This window comes from Streptomyces sp. NPDC042346 (assembly GCF_055581845.1).
Genome location: NZ_JBVJEH010000001.1, coordinates 689,720 through 707,917 on the forward strand (window position 1 = coordinate 689,720; position 18,198 = coordinate 707,917).

The following is an 18,198-nucleotide window of genomic DNA, read 5'->3' on the forward strand; positions in this document are numbered from 1 at the left end:
GTACGTCACATACCCGGCGCCCCCGGACCGTACGACCGACCGTACGGCCCGGGGGCGCCGTTTTTTCGCGCCGACAGGGCGCCCCCGCCTCCCCTATGCTGTCCCACCGGTCCCGCTCAAGTGGGCCGTGGACACGAACAGTTCCGCAGCAATCGGGGGAGTCTTGGCGCAATCGTTCGTACCTCAGCAGCCCGGTGAGCCGCCCAGCACGCCACCCGGTACGCCTCCTGGCACGCCACCGGGTACGCCTCCCGGCACGCCACCCGGTGCGCCGACCGCCGTCGATCCGCGCCGTCTGCCTTCCGCGAGCGAGTCGACCCGCCTGCTCTGCGCCGGCACCTACCTCGACGACGGCTTCCGTGACGCCGTCATCGACCAGCTGTACGTCCACGAGGAGCGCTTCGCCGCGCCCTCCCTCGGCTTCGACGCGAGCCGCGTCCTCGCGCACGCGCTGCGCGCCCGCCGCGTCGAACTCGCCTGGGCCGCCGGCATCCTGGCCCTCTGGATCATCGCGATCCCGCTCACCAAGGGCCTGATCACCCTCCTCATCGTGCCGTTCCTCGTGCTGGGCCTCGCCCGCTGGGTCCGCGGCCGGTCAGCCGTCGCACCCGTCTACCGCACCGTCCCCGCCTTCGTCCTGCGCTGGTACGGGCGGATCATGTTCGTCCAGTCGGCGCTGCTCCTCCTCTTCCTCGCCTTCGGCGACGACGAGGCCGGCTGGGAGTTCCTCGGTGACGCCTCGGAGGCGGGCGAGTTCCTCGGCTTCGCGCTCGGTCTGGTCGCGGAGGGGATGTTCGGCATCGGCCCGCTGGAGGTGTGGATCACCATCGCGGTGCCGCTGCTCGTGGCCTGGGCGGTGGCGACGCAGCGCGGCCAGTTCGCCCGCGCGCTCACCCAGGAGCTCTCCAAGGAGCGCTTCCCCGACCTCCGTTCCGACCCGGCCGAGCAGGCCGAGGGCGTCCGCTCCCGCCGCCTGCGCGACCGGATCCGCGTCGAGCAGCACGCCCGCCTCGTCATGTACGGCTCCGACGACCCGTTCTGCGGCGCGGGAGCCCCGTACGAGCCCTGGTCGCTCTCCATCGAGCTGCGCCCCCGCAAGAGCCTCGACGGCAAGGCGCCCGAGCCGCTCGACAACAGCGCGATCATGCGGCACGTCGTCCCGCTCGTGGAGGCGCTGCGCGTGCCCTCCCCGCACGGTTCGCCGCAGATCCAGGCCGCCGTACGGGACCGGCTGCGCGAGCTGGAGATCGACGAGGTCGTCTTCCTGCCCGTCGACGGACTGCCGGCCCGCACCGCCGCCCCGTACACCCCGGAGGGCTTCGAGCAGCACCGCTCGGGCGCGATCGAGGAGGGCGGCGAGACCCGCCGCCACTTCCTCCGCATCCGGGTCGGCGGCTGGGGCGAGGAGATCGTCACCACCGTCTTCGTCCGCGTCCACACGCAGGGCGGCATGCTGATGCTGGAGGTCGCGCCGCACGTCCTGCGGCCGGTGAAGCGGCTCTACCGGGACGCCGACCGGATCGCCCACCGCTACCGGCACAACCACCACTTCGGCAAGGCCGTCTGGGCGCTCGGCCAGACCCCGCGCTCCGCCGGACAGGCCGTCTCCACGCTGTGGCGGGCACTCGGCCACGGCTGGCGGCTGCTCACCGGGGGCCACGCGAACGCGCTGCCCGAGGGCCCCTGGATCTCGGTCCGCGAACACGGCTCCGACGACGTGGCCTCCCTCTTCCAGGAGATGGACGTCAGCCGCTACCTGAAGAGCGTCCAGGACCGCGTCGCGAACGGAGTGACCGTCGCCCTGCGCGAAGCCGGTTACGAGACCGCCGAGTTCGAGCAGAAGATCGTCCACGTCGCCGAGGGCGGCACGTTCATCGAGAACACCAAGGGCAACGTCACCCTCGGCAACCACAACACCGTCACCAACAAGACCTTCACCACCTCGACGACCGGAGGCGACCGTGGCTGACAGCGGCACCGGCAGCGACAGCGACGACAGGGCCCGCGGCGGCATTCACGTCACCAACACCGGCGGCAACGTCACCATCGGCGACAACAACACCGTCACCAACACGGTGAGCGGCGCGCAGCCGGCCCGTGACCCGCGGCAGGAGGAACTCCTCCAGGCCATCCGCAGGTTCCGGGCCGACCTCGGCGGCGTCGTCGCCTCCGAGCAGACGACCGCCCTGGACGAGGAACTCTCCGACGCCGAGGACGAGATCGAGGGCACCGGGCGGGCCGGCACGGGCCGCCTGACCCGGCTGCGGCAGGCGCTCGTGGACGCGGGCGCGGTGTCCGGGATCCTCGCCTCGGGCGTGGCCGTCGGGCAGGCCGTCGGCGCCCTGCTCGGAGGATGAGATGAGCGCCCGCTGGAACGACGAGACGCAGAGCTGGGAGCCGGTCGGGGGCACGCCGGCGCCGGGCCCGGCGCCCACGTCCGGTCCCGTTCCCGGTCCTGGTCCCGTCGCGCCTCCGCCGCCGCTCCCGCCCTCGTACGCCCCTGAGAACGCCCCCGCGTACGCCCCCGAGTACGCCCCCGCCCCCTCGTCCGCCCCGGTGTACGTCCCGGAGACGGGCGAGTGGCAGTACCCCACCGCCCCGGCCCCGGCCGGCGGCGGCCGTGCGCGCGGTGCGGTCGCGGCGGGGGCGGTCGTCGCCGTCCTGGCGGCGGGCTCGGTGGGCGCCTGGCTGGTCTGGGGCAAGAGCGACGGAGGGAAGGACGGGGCGGGCGGCGGTCCCGCGGCCTCGGTCTCGGCCCCGGTGGACACGACGGCCTCGGACGACCCGGCGGACTCCCCGACGGACTCCCCGACGGAAGCGGAATCCCCCTCGGGCACGGACTCGCCGACGCCCTCCGACTCCGCCACCACCACCGCTCCCGGCGACGGCGTCCCTCCGCCCGCCTACAGCGTGCAGAAGGACCTCAAGGGCTTCACGATCGCCGTCCCCGACGGCTGGGACCGTACGGAGTCCGATCAGGGCATCTTCTTCAACGCCCCGGACGGGAAGAGCCTCCTCCAGGTCTTCGTCATCGCCGAGCCCGGCCTGACGCCGTACGAGGCCCTCCGCGGCGCCTCCGACGACGGCAGGGCCAACAAGCCGGGCTACGAGGAGATCGGCCTCGACCGGGTCACCGGCGAACCGGGCGCCCCGGCCGACGCCGCCGAGCTGGTGTACGCGTACGACCGCGAGGGCGGCCGCCGCAAGGTCGTCGACCGCGCCTTCACGGCGGCGGACGGCAACCACTACGCGATCCTCGCCGCGGGCCCGGAGGCCGACTGGCCGAAGCAGCGCGAGGTCCTGAGCGTGGCACTGCGGTTCTTCCGCCCGGGAGCGTACTGACCCACGGGCGGGTGCTCACACACGCGCGGGCGCCGTGCTCAGCTCGTGAGCGCGGCACCGTCCCGGAGCCGCGCCGCCAGGGCCGTGAGGTCGGCCGTGGCGCGCACGAGCAGGCCGTCGCCGAACGTGACACGGGTCGCGCCCAGCAGGCCCAGCTCCGTGAAGGACAGGCCGCCGGGGACGGACAGGGCGTTCAGGGGGAGGTCGCCGAGCGCGGCCCGCAGGGCCGGGAGGTCGGCCGGCGGGGCCGCGATCGGGTAGACGCAGTCCGCGCCCGCCTCCGCGTAGAGCCGGGCGCGGTCCACCGCGGCGTCCCGCGGCACCGTCCCTTCGGCCGTCCGCCGGATGTACACGTCCACGCGCGCGTTGACGAAGAGCTCCGGGCCCGCGGCCGCCCGCACCTCCGCCAGCCACGCGGCATGGGCCTCCGGGTCCTTGAGGCCGCCGACCGGCTCGCTGTCCTCCAGGTTGACCCCGACCGCGCCGGACTCCCTTACGCGCTCCACCAGTTCGGCCGGCGGCAGCCCGTAGCCGCCCTCCAGGTCGGCCGTGACGGGTACGGAGACCGAGCGGGCGATCCGCGCCACGGCGGCGAACATCTCCGCCGCCGGCGTCGCCCCGTCCTCGTACCCGAGGGCGGCGGCGATCCCGGCGCTCGGCGTCGCGAGCGCGGGGAAACCGGCCTCCTCGAAGGCGCGGGCGCTCACGGCGTCCCAGGGGCCGGGCAGCACCAGCGGATCGTCCGCGGCCCGGCGGCGGTGCAGGGCGCGCAGGACGTCGGCGGTCGCGCCGCCTCCGTCCCCGCTCATGAGGAGCGCGGGGTGTAGTGGCCGGGCGTCAGCCGGGTCGTCACGCCGATCCGGTTCCAGGCGTTGATCGTGACGATCGCGGCGATGACCCGGGCCAGCTCGGTCTCGTCGAAGTGCGCGGCGGCCTGCGCGTACACCTCGTCGGGGACGAAACCGTCCGTGAGGACGGTGACGGACTCGGTCAGGGCGAGGGCCGCGAGCTCCCGCTCGGTGTAGAAGTGCCGGGACTCCTCCCAGGCGGCGAGCTGCACGATCCGCTCGACGGTCTCGCCCTCCGCCAGCGCGTCCTTGGTGTGCATGTCGATGCAGAAGGCGCAGTGGTTGACCTGCGAGGCCCGGATCTTGATCAGGTGGTACAGGGTCGGGTCGACGTCCTTGGCGGCCGCCGTCTCCAGCCGGATCATCGCGCGGTAGAACTCGGGGACGCGCTCGGCCATGGCGAGGCGGGGTGCGTGCTCGTGCGCGTACGTGGTCTTGTCCGCTGCTGCGGTGCTCGTCGTCATGCTTCTCACCGTACGAGCGGGATGGCGCAGGAGTATGGTCCATTTCCATGGCAAACGAGTGGGCCACTTTTGGTGCCGACCTCCATCTGGAACTGCGCGGTCCGCACCTGCGCGCCGGGCTCATGGACGCGCTCCGGGAGGCGGTGCGCAGCGGGCGCCTGGAGGCCGGTACGCGGCTGCCGTCCTCCCGGTCGCTCGCCGCCGACCTGGGCATGGCCCGCAACACCGTCGCCGACGCCTACGCCGAGCTGGTCGCCGAGGGCTGGCTGACCGCCCGGCAGGGCTCGGGCACGCGCGTCGCCCGCCGGACCGAGCCGCGCCGGACCGAGGCACGCCGGGCCGAGCCGCGCAGGGCCGAGCCGCGCCGGACCGGGCCCCGCAGGGCCGGGCCCCCTTCCTCCTTCCCTCCCGCGACCTCGACGGCGGTACGGTCCCGGCTCGCCGCCCCGGCGCACAACCTCAAGGCCGGCACCCCCGACCTCGCCTCCTTCCCGCGCGCCGACTGGCTCAAGGCGTACCGGCGGGCGCTCACCGCCGCCCCGAACGAGGCCTTCGGGTACGGCGATCCGCGCGGCCGGATCGAACTGCGCACCGCGCTCGCCGAGTACCTCGCCCGCGCGCGCGGCGTGCACGCCCGGCCCGAGCGGATCGTGATCTGCGCGGGGTTCGTGCACGGCCTGATGCTGATCGGCGAGGTGCTGCGCGGCCGGGGCGTGCGGGACGTGGCGGTCGAGTCGTACGGGCTCGGCCTCCACGCCGACCTCCTCGTCCGGGCCGGCCTCGGCACCCCGCCCCTGCCCTTCGACGAACGCGGGACGCGGGTCGAGGAGCTGACGGGGCCGGGGGAGGCGGGGGACTCGGCGGATCCGGCGGACTCGGGGAAGTACGGAGGCGTCGGGGGTGTCCTCCTGACGGCGGCGCACCAGTTCCCGCTGGGCGGCGCCCTGCCGCCGGACCGGCGGGCGGCCGTCGTCGACTGGGCGCGCGCCTCCGGAGGCTTCGTCCTGGAGGACGACTACGACGGCGAGTTCCGTTTCGACCGGCAGCCGGTGGGCGCGCTCCAGGGACTGGACCCCGAACGGGTCGTCTACCTGGGGACCGCGAGCAAGTCCCTGGCGCCGGGGCTCCGGCTGGCGTGGATGGTGGTGCCGGAGGGGCTGCTGGGCGAGGTGGTCGCCGCGAAGGGGGCCGTGGACTGGGCGTCGAGCGCGCCCGACCAGCTGGCGTTCGCCGAGTTCCTGGGCTCGGGGGCGTACGACCGGCACGTACGGGCCATGCGGCTGCGCTACCGGCGGCGCCGGGACCAGCTGGTGGAGGCGGTGGCCGCGCACTCGCCGCCGACCCGGGTCAGCGGGATCGCGGCCGGCCTCCACGCGGTCCTCGCCCTGCCGCCCGGCACCGAACAGGACGTCCTGCGGTCCGCCGCCTGGCACGGTCTCGCCGTGCAGGGCGTGAACCAGTTCCGCCGCCCGGGCGTGGAGCCGACCCTGGACGGCCTGGTCGTCGGCTACGCCACGCCCCCGGACAGTGGCTGGCAGGGCGCGCTCCAGGCCCTGTGCCAGGTGCTGCCCTGAGAACCCCGCCCGGCGGCGACCACCGAGCCGTACGAGGGCTCGGGGCGTCGGCTCAGTTGCCGTAGCGGCCGGTGTCGACTTCCCAGCGGTGGTAGCCGGCGATCCAGGCGGCGAGGCCGTCGACGTACCGGCGGGCGGCCTCACGTCCGGCCGGGGCGAGGCCGAGGAGATCACAGATCTCGGGGACCTCGGTGGACAACTCCACGAAGCGGTCGACCATCGTCTGGGCCTCGCGCATCACCTCGACCGCCGCCTCCTCGGGGGTGCCGCCGCGCTCTTCGCGGACGATCATCACCATGTTGGCGACATCGCCCCGGGCGAGTTCCTGGGCGTAGGAGTGCACGTCGTTCGTGAACGAAGGTATGTCGGCGGCCAGTTGGCGCATCCGGCGGAAGGCCGGGTGGTGCAGCACCTCCTGCGGCAGCTCGAACCGGTTGAGCCGCTCGACCATGTCGAAGAGGGTCTCCATGGCGGCCGTGCCCCGGCGGAGCGCCAGATAGCCCTCCCGGTCCGGGACCCGGCCGGAGAGCCGGCCGGCGGCCTCGGCGGGGTGGCAGGCGAAGTACCACTCCCAGTTGTATGCGGACCGGGCCCTCCACCGGTCGGACATGCCGCGCAGGCTGCGCTCCCAGAGGTCGGCGAAGGCCCGCTCGACAGGGGTGCGGGCGCCGGGCGTGGGACCGTTCCCGTGCAGGAGGCCCGTCAGGCGGGTGCAGACCTCGGCCACCTGCGCCGGGGACCGGCCGAGAGCCGAGTCGAACCGGTCGTCGAAGAGGAAGTAGAAGGCGAGCAGGTCCGCGGCGAGGACCAGGTCGTCGGTGGCGCAGTCAGGACTGGTGAACGCGGCGAGCCGGGGCACGTCCCACTTGTCGTACGCCGTCCGGCCGAGGGTTCCGGCGAGCCCTTCGTTGCCGAGCAGCCACTCCAGGTGGCGCTGCGTGATGTCCCCCTGGTTCGGATTGCTGCGCAGCGGAAACGGAAGTTCGAGCAATGCGGCGTTGAACACTGGCCCCCCAGGCTTTGATCCCGGGTGATCCCGTACGCTCCCCGGCGCGATCGAAGAGTACTTGAACCGGTCAACAACTGCCAGAATTGGCAAGCTAATCCCTTGACCTGACGGAAAGTCAGTGCTCGGCACGCGTGCTGCCCGGAGTCGGTGCGTGCGGCAGGCCGGGGGTACGAGTCGCAGGCCCTGTGCCGGGCCCTGCCCCGAGACGGCCGCCCCGTCAGGGCGTGCGCGGGCCCCGCTCCGGAGTCGGCCCCACGTCCAGGGTCTCCGTCTCGCCCGCCTCGCCGCCCGCCTCACCGCCCGCCCCGCCGGCCGCTTCCTCCGGCGCGGGCGGTTCGCCGAAGCGGGCCAGGGTCAGGGAGCCCGCCACCGCCACCGCGAAGCCGAGGATCGCCAGCCACTCGAAGCCCTCCCTCGTCGTGTCCCCGAGCCACACCACCCCGACCACCGCCGGCCCGATCGTCTCGCCGAGCACCGCACCCGCCGTCGCCGTGGTCACCGAGCCCCGCTGGAGCGCCGAGGTCAGCAGCAGGAACGCCGCCCCGCCGCCCACCAGCAGCGCGTACCAGACCGGGTCGGTGAAGTCGATGCCGTCGATCAGGCGGACCGCCACCTCCACCACCCCGAAGCCGAAGCCCGCCCCGAGGCCGAGGACGAGGGCGCGCGGCTTCTCGGGCAGTCGACCCGCGGCCACCCCGATCAGCAGCACCCCGAAGGAGACGGCGAGCAGCGCCCACCGCAGCGCCTCCGAACCGTCCCGGTGCCCCTCCCTCCCCGAGGCGAGCGCCAGCATCGCGAGCCCCACGCACACCACGGCCACGGCCGTCCACTCCACCCGGCTCAGCCGCACCCGCAGCAACCGGGAGGCGATGACCGCCGTGACGGCCAGGCTCGCGGCGAGCGACGCGCCCACGACGTAGATGGGCAGCGTCCGCAGCGCCACGATCTGCAGCACGAAGCCCAGGGTGTCCATCCCCAGCCCGGCGAGATAGCGCCACTGCCGCAGCGCCCTCCACATCAGGGCGACGTCGACGCCCCCGCCCGTCCCCGGCTCCGCGGCCCGGGCCGCCATCGCCTGAAAGACAGAGGCCGCGCCGAAGCAGAAGGCCGAAGCAAGCGCACAAATCATCCCAAGGAGCACGAAGCGACTCTATGACTTGAGGCCGGAAAACACCGGCCTACACTGTGCGGTCGCGGCTGTCGTGGCCACGACGGACGCGACCGCGAAGGGGAGGCGACGGACATGCGGAGGCTGAGGTCGAGCACCGTGGTGCTCGGTGGGATGGGAGTGCTCGCGGCGACGATCACCGCGTGCGGTTCCGAGCCGGACCAGCGGTGTGTGGACCCGCTGACCCGGGAGGAGCTGCCCAGCTACCGGTGCGAGAGCGGCGGCGGTGGCGACGACGACGACAGCAACGGCACCACGACCCGCGGCTCGTACTACTACGGCGGTTCCGTCCGGAGCGGCAAGGTGAGCGGCGGCAGCTTCAGCAAGGCGGCCGTCGACACCGGCGGCTTCGGCTGCTCGGGCTCCGGCGGCGGCTGAGGAGGCCCGGCACATGAAGCGGCACACCATCGACCCCCGGCCCGACTGGCAGCGGATCGTGGAGGAGCAGGGGGTCGTCTACCCCCTGACCCGGTACCCGGACGGTTCGCTGCGTCCGTACTGGGACGAGAGCGCGTACTACTCCTTCACCCTCCCCGAGGTCGAGGCCCTGGAGGAGGTCGTCGAGGAGCTGCACGCGATGTGCCTGGCGGCTGCCGCGCACATCGTCGAGCACGACCGCTTCGCCGAGCTCGGCATCACCGACCCGAAGCTCGCCTCCCTGGTCGCCGAGTCCTGGCGGCGACGGGCCGAACTCCCCTCCCTCTACGGTCGGTTCGACCTGCGGTACGACGGCACCGGCCCGGCCAAGATGCTGGAGTACAACGCCGACACCCCCACCTCGCTGGTGGAGGCCGCCAGCCCGCAGTGGTTCTGGATGGAGGAGCGGTTCCCCGGCGCCGACCAGTGGAACTCCCTCCACGAGCGGCTCGTCGACGCCTGGAAGCGCCAGGCGCCCCTGCTGCCGCCCGGCCCCGTCCACTTCGTCCACTCGGACGGCGACGAGCTCGGCGAGGACCTGATGACGGTCGCGTACCTGCGCGAGACCGCGCAGCAGGCCGGGCTCGACACGGAGGCGCTCTCCGTCGAGCGGATCGGCTGGGACCGTCTCTCGCGCCGGTTCGTCGACGACCGGCTCCGCTTCATCCGCAGCTGCTTCAAGCTCTACCCGTGGGAGTGGCTGACCACCGACCGCTTCGGGAAGCACGTCCTCGACACCCTCGACAACGGCGGCGGCACCGGCACCACCTGCTGGATCGAGCCCGCCTGGAAGATGCTCCTCTCCAACAAGGCGCTGCTCGCGATCCTGTGGGAGCTGAACCCCGGCCACCCGAACCTGCTCCCCGCCTACCTCGACGGTCCGCGCGAGCTCGCCTCGACCACCGGATGGGTCGCCAAGCCGCTGCTCGGCCGTGAGGGCGCGGGCGTCACCCTCCACGAGGCCGGTACGGAGCCCTTCGTGCGGGACGGGGAGGCCTGCTGCTACCAGGAGCTCGCCCCGCTGGCCGACTTCGACGGCAACAAGGTGGTGCTCGGCGCGTGGGTCGTCGAGAACGAGGCGGCGGGGCTCGGGATCCGGGAGTCGGCGGGCCTCGTCACCGACGAGTACGCCCGCTTCCTCCCGCACGTGATCCTCTAGGGGCCGTCAGGCCCGCCTACTCGGCGACGTACTCCCTGAGCGGCGCGGGCTTGAGGCCGGCCGCCTCGGCCAGGTCCAGAGCCCGCGTCAGGTCCTGCTCCAGGGTCTCGTTGAAGTGGAGCAGGATGATGTCGCCGGCCTTGAGCGTCGGCGTCGGCGGGGTCCACTGCCCCCAGGTGGTGAGGTCGTACGTCCACGTCACCACGGCCTTCGCCCCGCAGGCGCGCGCGGCGGTCCGGGTGGTCGCGTCGTACGTGCCGTACGGCGGGCGCAGCAGCCGCGGGCCGTCGCCGAACTGGGCGAGGTGCTGGTCGCGGGCCCCGCAGACCTCCGCCTTCTGGCCGGCGGCGTCGAGCGTGGTCAGGTCGGGGTGGTTGACGGTGTGGTTCTCGACGCGGGAGCGGCCCTGGTTCAGCAGGGTGTGGAAGTAGCCGGAGTCGTACGAGTAGGCGCCGGGGAGCAGGAAGAGCGAGGCGGGCACCCGGCGGTCGAGCAGCAGCTTCGCCGCCGCGGCGTCGTGGTACCAGCCGTCGTCGATGGTGATGAAGACGACCGGGTCGGTGGTCTCGACGTGCGACACCACCGGGACGGGCTCGGGCCAGGCCGCCCGGGGGGCGGCGTGCGCGGGTCCCGTGGACGCGCCGAGGAGCGCGAGGGGGACGAGGGCGGCGAGCGCGGCACGCACGGCGTGACGCAGACGGAGTCTCGGCATGGCGGCATCATTGGCCTAGACCAACTACCGTGTCAATGGTCCGAGTTGCCCCGTCCGGCCCGCGGTCGCCGTCCCCTCAAGCGGACTTCGTCACTCCTCCGACAGCACGCCCCTCAGCTGCTCCAGACCCCAGTCCAGATCCTCCTTCGAGATGACCAGCGGCGGCGCGATCCGGATCGTCGACCCGTGGGTGTCCTTCACCAGCACCCCCCGCTCCATCAGCTTCTCCGAGATCTCCCGGCCCGTGCCCCGCGACGGCGCGATGTCCACCCCGGCCCACAGACCGCGCCCGCGCACCGCCTCCACCGCCCCGCCGCCCACGAGCAGCCCCAGCTCGGAGTGGAGGTGCTCGCCCAGCTCCGTCGCCCGCTCCTGGAACTCGCCCGTCCGCAGCATCGCGATCACCTCCAGGGCCACCGCGCAGGCCAGCGGGTTCCCGCCGAAGGTCGACCCGTGCTCGCCCGGCCGGAACACCCCGAGGACCGAACGGTCGGCGACCACCGCCGACACCGGCACGACACCGCCGCCCAGCGCCTTCCCCAGGATGTACACGTCCGGCACCACGCCCTCGTGCTCGCACGCGAACGTCTTGCCCGTCCGGCCCAGACCCGACTGGATCTCGTCCGCCATGAACAGCACGTTCCGCCGGCGCGTCAGCTCCCGCACGCCCGGCAGATAGCCGGCCGGCGGCACCAGGACCCCCGCCTCGCCCTGGATCGGTTCGAGCAGCACCGCCACCGTGTTCTCGGTGACCGCCGCTTCGAGGGCCGTCAGGTCCCCGTACGGCACGATCTCGAACCCCGGCGTGTACGGACCGAAGTGGTCCCGTGCCTCGTGGTCCGTGGAGAAGCTGACGATGGTCGTCGTCCGGCCGTGGAAGTTGTTCCCCGCGACCACGATCTTCGCGTGCCCGTCCGGCACGCCCTTCACCTCGTACCCCCACTTCCGGGCGGTCTTCACGGCCGTCTCGACGGCCTCCGCCCCCGTGTTCATCGGCAGCACCGCCTCCTTGCCGCACAATGCCGCGAGCTGCGTGCAGAACTCGGCGAAGCGGTCGTGGTGGAAGGCGCGCGAGGTCAGCGTCACCCGCTCCAGCTGCGCCTTCGCGGCCTCGATCAGCCGCCGGTTGCCGTGCCCGAAGTTGAGCGCCGAGTACCCGGCGAGCATGTCGAGATAGCGGCGCCCCTCGACATCGGTCATCCAGGCGCCGTCCGCCGAGGCGACGACGACCGGAAGGGGGTGGTAGTTGTGAGCGCTGTGCGCCTCCGCGGAAGCGATCGCGTCTTGCGTCCTCGACACGGGGTCTCCGTTCGTCCTGCGGCCCGGGAGCTCAGGGGTTGTGGCTCCCCTTCTTATCGTCGCTCGCGTGCCGGACGCGGAAACCTCGACGACGGCGCGCCCACCGCTCCGGCAAGCGCCCGCGCGGCCGACCCCGTCACCACGACCGCGTCCGGCGCGCCCAGCGCCTTCGGTATCCGCGGCTCGCCCCCGAGCAGGTCCGCCTCCCGGTCCCCGACGGCCCGCTGCCGACCCGCCGAGCGCACTGTGTTCCTGGTCTCATCGGCGACGATCCGCAGCAGCCACGGCCGGAACGCCGCGCCCTCCTGGAACCGCCCCGGCGACCCGTACGCCTTGGAGAACGCCTGCGGCACCACGTCCTCGGCCTCCGGCCCCGCCCCGCACGCCACGGCCGCCCTCGGCGCCACCGCCGTGTGCGCGCGGAGCGGCTCCGCGTACGCCTCCGGCTCTCCGGCGCGCACGCGAGCGATCACCGCGGCCTCGTCCTCGACCAGGCCCCCCTCCCGCGTCCTCGCACTCTCGGTACACCGGCAGTCGGGGATCGGTTCCCACACCTGAGAGAATGATGTGCATGGCCTCTGATCGTCCTCGCGCGCTCTCCGGAATCCAGCCCACGGCGGGCTCGTTCCACCTCGGCAACTACCTCGGTGCGATCCGTCAGTACGTCGCACTGCAGGAGACCCACGACGCCTTCTACATGGTCGTCGACCTGCACGCCATCACGGTGCCGCAGGACCCCGCGGAGCTGCGGGCGAACACCCGGCTCGCCGCCGCCCAGCTGCTCGCCGCCGGTCTCGACCCGGACCGCTGCACGCTCTTCATCCAGAGCCACGTCCCCGAGCACGCGCAGCTCGGCTGGGTCATGAACTGCCTCACGGGCTTCGGCGAGGCCTCGCGGATGACCCAGTTCAAGGACAAGTCCGCCAAGCAGGGAGCCGACCGCGCCACCGTCGGCCTCTTCACGTACCCGATCCTCCAGGTCGCGGACATCCTGCTCTACCAGGCCAACGAAGTCCCGGTCGGCGAGGACCAGCGCCAGCACATCGAGCTGACCCGCGACCTCGCGGAGCGCTTCAACGGCCGCTTCGGTGACACCTTCACCGTCCCCAAGCCGCACATCGTCAAGGAGACCGGGAAGATCTACGACCTCCAGGACCCGACGATCAAGATGAGCAAGTCGGCGTCCACGCCGAAGGGCCTGATCAACCTCCTGGACGACCCGAAGGTCACCGCCAAGAAGGTCAAGAGCGCCGTCACCGACACCGACACGGTGATCCGCTTCGACCCGGAGAACAAGGCGGGCGTCTCCAACCTGCTCACGATCCTGTCCACGCTCACCTCCACGTCCGTCGCCGACCTGGAGAAGAGCTACGAGGGCAAGATGTACGGCGCGCTGAAGACGGATCTCGCCGAGGTCATGGTGGACTTCGTCACGCCGTTCCGGGCCCGCACCCAGGAATACCTGGACGACCCGGAGACGCTGGACTCGGTCCTGGCCAAGGGCGCGGAGAAGGCCCGCGCGGTCGCCGCGGAGACGCTGGCGCAGACCTACGACCGGATGGGCTTCCTGCCCGCCAAGCACTGAGTCCTAGGACCCTGGCCACGAGGGCGGTGCAGGACGCACACTGGCGGCTGCACCACCCACCGCACACCATTCGACGGACGACGGAGGAGAACGACGTGGGGACCGTAACGCTCGGCGTTTCGATCGCGGTCCCGGAGCCCTACGGCAGCCTGCTCCAGGAGCGGCGCACGGGCTTCGGCGATCCCGCCGCGCACGGCATCCCCACGCACGTCACCCTCGTCCCGCCGACCGAGGTCGCCGAGGAGCGGCTCCCCGAGATCGAGGCGCACCTCGCCGGGGTCGCCGCCGGGTGCCAGCCGTTCCCCGTCCGCCTGAAGGGCACGGGGACCTTCCGCCCGCTCTCCCCGGTCGTCTTCGTGAAGCTCACGGAGGGCGTCCCCCTCTGCAACCGGCTCCAGCACCGGATCCGGGACGAGGAGGGGCCGCTCGCGCGCGAGCTCCAGTTCCCGTACCACCCGCACGTCACCGTGGCGCACGGCATCTCCGAGGAGGGGATGGACCGGGCGTTCGAGGAGCTCGCCGCGTTCGAGGCGGCCTGGACCTGCCGCTCCTTCGCGCTGTACGAGCAGGGCCCGGACGGCGTGTGGCGGAAGCTGTACGACTACGAGTTCGGCAGCGGCCGGCCGATCTCGGCCGTCCCGACGCAGGGCGGCAGCCCGGTCGACACGCCGACCGTCACCCCCGCCGGCTGACCCTCCCGCAGGGCTTCCCGCCGGCCTCTCCCGCCGCCCGTCCTCACACGGGCAGGAGGCGGAAGAGCGGCCGCGGTACGTGCCGTACCGCCGCCATCACCATCCGCAGCGACCCCGGCACCCACACCGTCTCCGAGCCGCGCCGCAGCCCCAGCTCGATCGCGGTCGCGACCGCCTCGGGAGTCGTGGAGGACCGCCGGGACCCGGACCGCCCGGAGCCGGAAGACCGCACCGTCCCGGACCGTACCGACCCGGACCGCACCGCCCCGGACCGCTCTGACCCGGACCGCGCCGTCCCGGACCGTACCGTCCCGGGCCGGACGACCATCACGTGCACGCCCGTGCCGTACAGCGCGTCTCCCAGGCCCTGGGCGAAGACGTCGAGCCCCGCCTTCGACGAGCCGTAGAGGAAGTCGGCGCGCCGGGCCCGCTCGCCCGCCACCGAGGAGAGCACCACCAGCGAGCCGTGCCCCTGCGCCTGGAGCGCGCCCGCGCACACCAGACCGGCCGATACGGCGCCCGTGTAGTTGGTCTGCGCGACCCGGACGGCGGCGACGGGATCGGCCTCGTCGTGCGCCTGGTCGCCGTGGACCCCGAAGGCGAGCAGCACGACGTCGACGGCGCCCTCCGTGAAGATCTTGCCGAGCCGCTCCGGGTGCGACTCGGTGTCGAGCGCGTCGAAGGGGACGGTGCGCACGTCCGTGCCGAGCGCGCGGAGCGAGTCCGCGGCGGCGGTGAGCGCGGGGGAGGGGCGGCCCGCGAGCCAGACCGTGCGGACGCCGCGGGTGATCATCCGGCGCGCGGTGGCGAGCCCGATCTCGGAGGTGCCGCCGAGGACGAGCAGGGACTGCGGGGTGCCGAAGGCGTCCTTCATGGTGGGGTACTCCTCAGAGGGCGGTGGGTCTCGACAGCCATCAGGGTGACCGTATAGCCGTGTCTGTCGCTTATGCCGCCATTGCCTCCGGGATGTCGGTCACCGTCCCACGCGCTCCGGCGAGGGATTCTCGTACTCCGGCCATCGCTCGAAGCAACGGATCAAGGGGTACGCGTACGACATGGACTGGCTGACCAAGCTCCCCGTCATCGGCCCCGTGGTCACCCGCCTCATGCGGACCCACGCCTGGCGCTCGTACGAGACCCTCGAAGGGGTCCACTGGACTCGGCTCGCCGCCGCGATCACCTTCCTCTCGTTCCTCGCCCTCTTCCCGCTGATCACCGTCGCCGCCGCGATCGGCGCCGCGCTCCTCTCCCAGAAGCAGCTCGACAAGATCGAGGACAAGGTCTCCGACCAGGTGCCCGGCATCTCCGACCAGCTCGACATCAACGGGCTCGTCGCCAACGCCGGCACCGTCGGACTCATCGCCGGCGCCCTGCTGCTCCTCACCGGCATCAGCTGGATCGGCGCGATGCGGGACTGTCTGCGCGTCGTGTGGGGGCTCGACGACGTCGAGGAGGGCAACGCGATCGTCCGCAAGGGCAAGGACGCGCTGGTGCTCTTCGGGCTCGGCGGCGTCGCGCTCTGCTCGCTCGCCGCGTCCTGGCTGGGCTCCACCGCCGTCGGCTGGACCGCCGACAAGGCCGGCATCTCCGGCGAGGGCGCGGGCGGCTACCTGCTCCAGGCGGCCGCCGTCCTCGTCGCCGCCGCCGCGGACTTCCTGATGCTGCTCTACCTGCTGACGCTGCTGCCCGGCGTCCAGCCGCCCCGCCGCCGGCTCCTGGTGGCGGCGGTCATCGGAGCGATCGGCTTCGAGCTGCTGAAGCTGCTGCTCGGCGGCTATATGAAGGGGGTCGCGGGGAAGTCGATGTACGGGGCGTTCGGCACCCCGATCGCCCTGATGCTGTGGATCAACTTCACCGCGAAGCTCCTGCTGTTCTGCGCGGCCTGGACGGCTACGGGTTCACGTCGGGATCCAGCGGAGCCCGCGAGCGCCGCCGTCGCGACCCCGAACCGGTCGTCGGCCAGCGACGGTTGACGAGGAAGACGGCGGCGGCGAGCAGGACGAACGCCCCGCCGGCCACGCTCAGCGCGATCCCGATCCCGCCGGACTTCTCCGCGGAGGCGGCGGAGGCCGCGGACCCGTCAGGAGCGTGCTTCCCGGGCGCGGGCGCCGAACCGCTGTCCGACCCCTCGGTCCCGGTGCCGGTCCCGGCGCTCGTCCCCGAGCCCGAGCCCGTCCCCGAGCCCGGGCGGGCCGAAGCGGGCGGCACCAGCTCGCCCACGGGCGTCACCTTCCCGGCTGCCGCGAAGCCCCAGTCGAGCAGCCGGGCGGTCTCCTTGTAGACCGCGTGCTGCTCCTTCGAGGACGGGTTCATCACGGTGACCAGCAGCACCTTCCCGCCGCGCTCCGCGACACCCGTGAAGGTGGATCCCGCGTGCGTGGTGTTGCCGTTCTTCACCCCGGCGATCCCCTGGTACGGGGCGACGCCGAGGTCGCCGGTGAGGAGCCGGTTGGTGTTCTGGATCTCGAAGGTCTCGCGCTTCTTGCCCGCCTTCTGCTCGCCGGGGAAGGCGGCGCGGGACGTGGCGGCGTACTCCCGGAAGTCCGCGTTCTGCATGCCGCTGCGGGCGATGAGCGTGAGGTCGTACGCGGACGAGACCTGGCGCGGGGCGTCGTAACCGTCCGGGGAGACCACGTAGGTGTCGAGCGCCTGGAGCTCGGCCGCGCGGGCGTTCATGTCCTTCACGGTCTGCGGGACGCCGCCGTTCATGGCCGACAGGACGTGGACGGCGTCGTTGCCGGAGCGCAGGAAGACGCCGAGCCACAGGTCGTGGACGCTGTAGGTCTGCTTCTCCTTGATGCCGACCAGGCTGGAGCCGGAGCCCATCCCGGCCAGGTCCTGGCTGGTGACCAGATGGTTCTGCGTCTTGGGGAACTTCGGCAGCACGGTGTCCGCGAAGAGCATCTTGAGCGTCGACGCCGGGGCGAGCCGCCAGTGCGCGTTGTGCGAGGCGAGGATCTGCCCGCTCTCCGCGTCCGCGACGATCCAGGACCGGGCGGACAGCTCCTTCGGCAGCACGGGGGCGCCGGGGCCCAGCTGGACCTGCGTACCGGGCTTGCCGAGCAGTGCGCCGCCGACCGCGGACATGGTGGCGGGCGGTTTGGGCTGCTTGTCCTTCGTGTCCTTCCCTTCGTCCGCGTGGGCCGCGGGCGCGGCGATGACGAGCGGTAGGAGTACGGCAGTGGCGACCGCCCAAGCGGTCCTCTTCGAAGCAGACACGGTCGAGAACGTACAGGTACGGAACACGTATCCGAACCCCGCCGGGCGGTTCGTCCGGGCTCGTCCACCCGGACGCGGGTCCTGAGGGCGGGATGGCGGGGTCGGGAGCTGGTTCATCGGGAAAACCTTTCGCGCATAAGTGACCACTCGTGCCGTATGGCCGTAAAAGAGCAGGTGAGAGCCTCCGCCGAGGCTTCCCCGGAGGCACGGTCGGCGGTCGGCCGGGGGCGGGAGGTCGTGTTCACGCCTTCGAAGACGTCGATATCTCCGGCGGGGATCCACAAGCCGTCGGATCGCGGTGTGCGAAGCGGCAGAGGTCCCCGGTTCACGTCCGGCGGGCATGAAGAAGCCCCGGGGTCACCGAACCAGCGCGGTGTCCCCGAGGCGGCATGGGTCTGGAGCCGGCGGCTACAGGAGCGCCCCCAGGAGACCCTGCGACCCCACGCCGCCGAGGAAGGCGTTGAGGCTGCCGAGGATCCCCGTGTTGCTGTCCGAGGCACCGGTGGTGGTGGTGGGGGTCGTGGTCGTAGTCGTGGTCGTGGTCGTGGTGGTGGAAGCGGCGGGGGTGGGGGTGGGCGTGGAGGCGGCGGTGGCCGGGGTGGAGGCGAGGACGAGAACGGCGGCGGTGAGGCCCAGGAGGGCCGTGATCTTCTTCATGGCTGCCTCAACGAGAGGCCTGTGGCCCGGTCACCAGCGTTACGTCATCCGGC

17 protein-coding genes and 3 pseudogenes are annotated in these 18,198 nt (G+C 72.7%); 9 read left to right on the forward strand and 11 right to left on the reverse strand.

Annotation, left to right across the window (positions count from 1 at the left end):
• Nucleotides 1-163 precede the first annotated feature (163 nt).
• The 3 genes from ACZ6K0_RS03355 to ACZ6K0_RS03365 are packed head-to-tail and all read left to right on the forward strand — an operon-like array spanning nt 164 to nt 3,342.
• Nucleotides 164-1,969: a hypothetical protein gene (locus ACZ6K0_RS03355; protein ID WP_469229521.1), complete on the forward strand. Its 1,806-nt coding sequence runs from the start codon at nt 164-166 to the stop codon at nt 1,967-1,969.
• Nucleotides 1,962-2,357, forward strand: a complete 396-nt coding sequence (locus tag ACZ6K0_RS03360) for a hypothetical protein (protein WP_376401564.1) — start codon at nt 1,962-1,964, stop codon at nt 2,355-2,357. The genes ACZ6K0_RS03355 and ACZ6K0_RS03360 overlap by 8 nt, the downstream gene beginning before the upstream one ends.
• A 1-nt stretch (nt 2,358) precedes the next feature.
• Nucleotides 2,359-3,342, forward strand: coding sequence for a serine/arginine repetitive matrix protein 2 (locus tag ACZ6K0_RS03365; RefSeq protein ID WP_469229523.1), 984 nt, complete (start codon nt 2,359-2,361; stop codon nt 3,340-3,342).
• Between the two features lie 38 nt (nt 3,343-3,380).
• Here the strand turns inward: ACZ6K0_RS03365 and ACZ6K0_RS03370 are convergent, their stop codons facing one another.
• Nucleotides 3,381-4,151, reverse strand: a complete 771-nt coding sequence (locus tag ACZ6K0_RS03370) for an isocitrate lyase/PEP mutase family protein (RefSeq protein ID WP_469229524.1) — start codon at nt 4,149-4,151, stop codon at nt 3,381-3,383.
• Nucleotides 4,148-4,654, reverse strand: coding sequence for a carboxymuconolactone decarboxylase family protein (locus ACZ6K0_RS03375; protein ID WP_376401572.1), 507 nt, complete (start codon nt 4,652-4,654; stop codon nt 4,148-4,150). Before ACZ6K0_RS03375 ends, ACZ6K0_RS03370 begins: the two co-directional genes overlap by 4 nt.
• A gap of 47 nt (nt 4,655-4,701) precedes the next feature.
• Here ACZ6K0_RS03375 and pdxR point away from each other — a divergent pair, with 47 nt between their 5' ends.
• Nucleotides 4,702-6,228 (forward strand): MocR-like pyridoxine biosynthesis transcription factor PdxR, encoded by a 1,527-nt coding sequence (gene pdxR / locus ACZ6K0_RS03380; protein ID WP_469229526.1) that lies wholly within the window; start codon nt 4,702-4,704, stop codon nt 6,226-6,228.
• 52 nt (nt 6,229-6,280) lie between these two features.
• Here pdxR and ACZ6K0_RS03385 read toward each other — a convergent pair whose 3' ends face one another.
• Both ACZ6K0_RS03385 and ACZ6K0_RS03390 read right to left on the reverse strand, forming a co-directional pair.
• Nucleotides 6,281-7,219: a terpene synthase family protein gene (locus tag ACZ6K0_RS03385; protein ID WP_376401578.1), complete on the reverse strand. Its 939-nt coding sequence runs from the start codon at nt 7,217-7,219 to the stop codon at nt 6,281-6,283.
• Between the two features lie 235 nt (nt 7,220-7,454).
• Entirely contained in the window at nt 7,455-8,366 is a 912-nt protein-coding gene (locus ACZ6K0_RS03390) for a hypothetical protein (RefSeq protein ID WP_469229679.1), read from the reverse strand.
• A gap of 114 nt (nt 8,367-8,480) precedes the next feature.
• Between ACZ6K0_RS03390 and ACZ6K0_RS03395 the strand changes: the two genes are divergently transcribed.
• Together ACZ6K0_RS03395 and ACZ6K0_RS03400 are read left to right on the forward strand one after the other, a co-directional pair.
• The gene (locus tag ACZ6K0_RS03395; RefSeq protein WP_376401581.1) at nt 8,481-8,783 is read left to right on the forward strand and encodes a hypothetical protein; all 303 of its coding nucleotides are present in this window, start codon (nt 8,481-8,483) and stop codon (nt 8,781-8,783) included.
• 13 nt (nt 8,784-8,796) lie between these two features.
• On the forward strand, nt 8,797-9,981 hold the full coding sequence (locus ACZ6K0_RS03400) for a glutathionylspermidine synthase family protein (protein WP_376401583.1): 1,185 nt from the start codon (nt 8,797-8,799) through the stop codon (nt 9,979-9,981).
• 16 nt (nt 9,982-9,997) lie between these two features.
• Here the strand turns inward: ACZ6K0_RS03400 and ACZ6K0_RS03405 are convergent, their stop codons facing one another.
• The 3 genes and pseudogenes from ACZ6K0_RS03405 to ACZ6K0_RS03415 form a co-directional block, all read right to left on the reverse strand.
• On the reverse strand, nt 9,998-10,693 hold the full coding sequence (locus tag ACZ6K0_RS03405) for a polysaccharide deacetylase family protein (protein ID WP_376401586.1): 696 nt from the start codon (nt 10,691-10,693) through the stop codon (nt 9,998-10,000).
• A gap of 90 nt (nt 10,694-10,783) precedes the next feature.
• Nucleotides 10,784-11,992, reverse strand: a complete 1,209-nt coding sequence (gene rocD, locus ACZ6K0_RS03410; protein ID WP_376401589.1) for an ornithine--oxo-acid transaminase — start codon at nt 11,990-11,992, stop codon at nt 10,784-10,786.
• A gap of 140 nt (nt 11,993-12,132) precedes the next feature.
• Nucleotides 12,133-12,546, reverse strand: a pseudogene (locus tag ACZ6K0_RS03415) (RNA polymerase sigma factor); the annotation flags it as partial.
• A 17-nt stretch (nt 12,547-12,563) separates the two neighbouring features.
• Here ACZ6K0_RS03415 and trpS point away from each other — a divergent pair.
• Together trpS and ACZ6K0_RS03425 are read left to right on the forward strand one after the other, a co-directional pair.
• Nucleotides 12,564-13,577, forward strand: a complete 1,014-nt coding sequence (gene trpS / locus ACZ6K0_RS03420; RefSeq protein ID WP_469229530.1) for a tryptophan--tRNA ligase — start codon at nt 12,564-12,566, stop codon at nt 13,575-13,577.
• A gap of 95 nt (nt 13,578-13,672) precedes the next feature.
• A complete protein-coding gene (locus ACZ6K0_RS03425) occupies nt 13,673-14,269 on the forward strand; it encodes a 2'-5' RNA ligase family protein (RefSeq protein WP_376401595.1) in 597 nt (198 codons plus the stop codon).
• 43 nt (nt 14,270-14,312) lie between these two features.
• On the opposite strand, the pseudogene ACZ6K0_RS03430 reads toward ACZ6K0_RS03425, so the two are convergent.
• Nucleotides 14,313-14,456 (reverse strand): annotated as a pseudogene (locus ACZ6K0_RS03430) (decaprenylphospho-beta-D-erythro-pentofuranosid-2-ulose 2-reductase); the annotation flags it as partial.
• A 113-nt stretch (nt 14,457-14,569) separates the two neighbouring features.
• Nucleotides 14,570-15,143 (reverse strand): annotated as a pseudogene (locus ACZ6K0_RS03435) (SDR family NAD(P)-dependent oxidoreductase); the annotation flags it as partial.
• A 181-nt stretch (nt 15,144-15,324) separates the two neighbouring features.
• Between ACZ6K0_RS03435 and ACZ6K0_RS03440 the strand changes: the two are divergent.
• Nucleotides 15,325-16,242, forward strand: coding sequence for a YihY/virulence factor BrkB family protein (locus tag ACZ6K0_RS03440; RefSeq protein ID WP_469229532.1), 918 nt, complete (start codon nt 15,325-15,327; stop codon nt 16,240-16,242).
• Here the strand turns inward: ACZ6K0_RS03440 and ACZ6K0_RS03445 are convergent.
• Complete coding sequence (locus tag ACZ6K0_RS03445; RefSeq protein ID WP_469229534.1) at nt 16,160-17,488, reverse strand: D-alanyl-D-alanine carboxypeptidase family protein; 1,329 nt, start codon at nt 17,486-17,488, stop codon at nt 16,160-16,162. The genes ACZ6K0_RS03440 and ACZ6K0_RS03445 overlap by 83 nt on opposite strands.
• A gap of 408 nt (nt 17,489-17,896) precedes the next feature.
• Nucleotides 17,897-18,145: a hypothetical protein gene (locus ACZ6K0_RS03450; RefSeq protein WP_376401603.1), complete on the reverse strand. Its 249-nt coding sequence runs from the start codon at nt 18,143-18,145 to the stop codon at nt 17,897-17,899.
• Between the last annotated feature and the right edge of the window lie 53 nt (nt 18,146-18,198).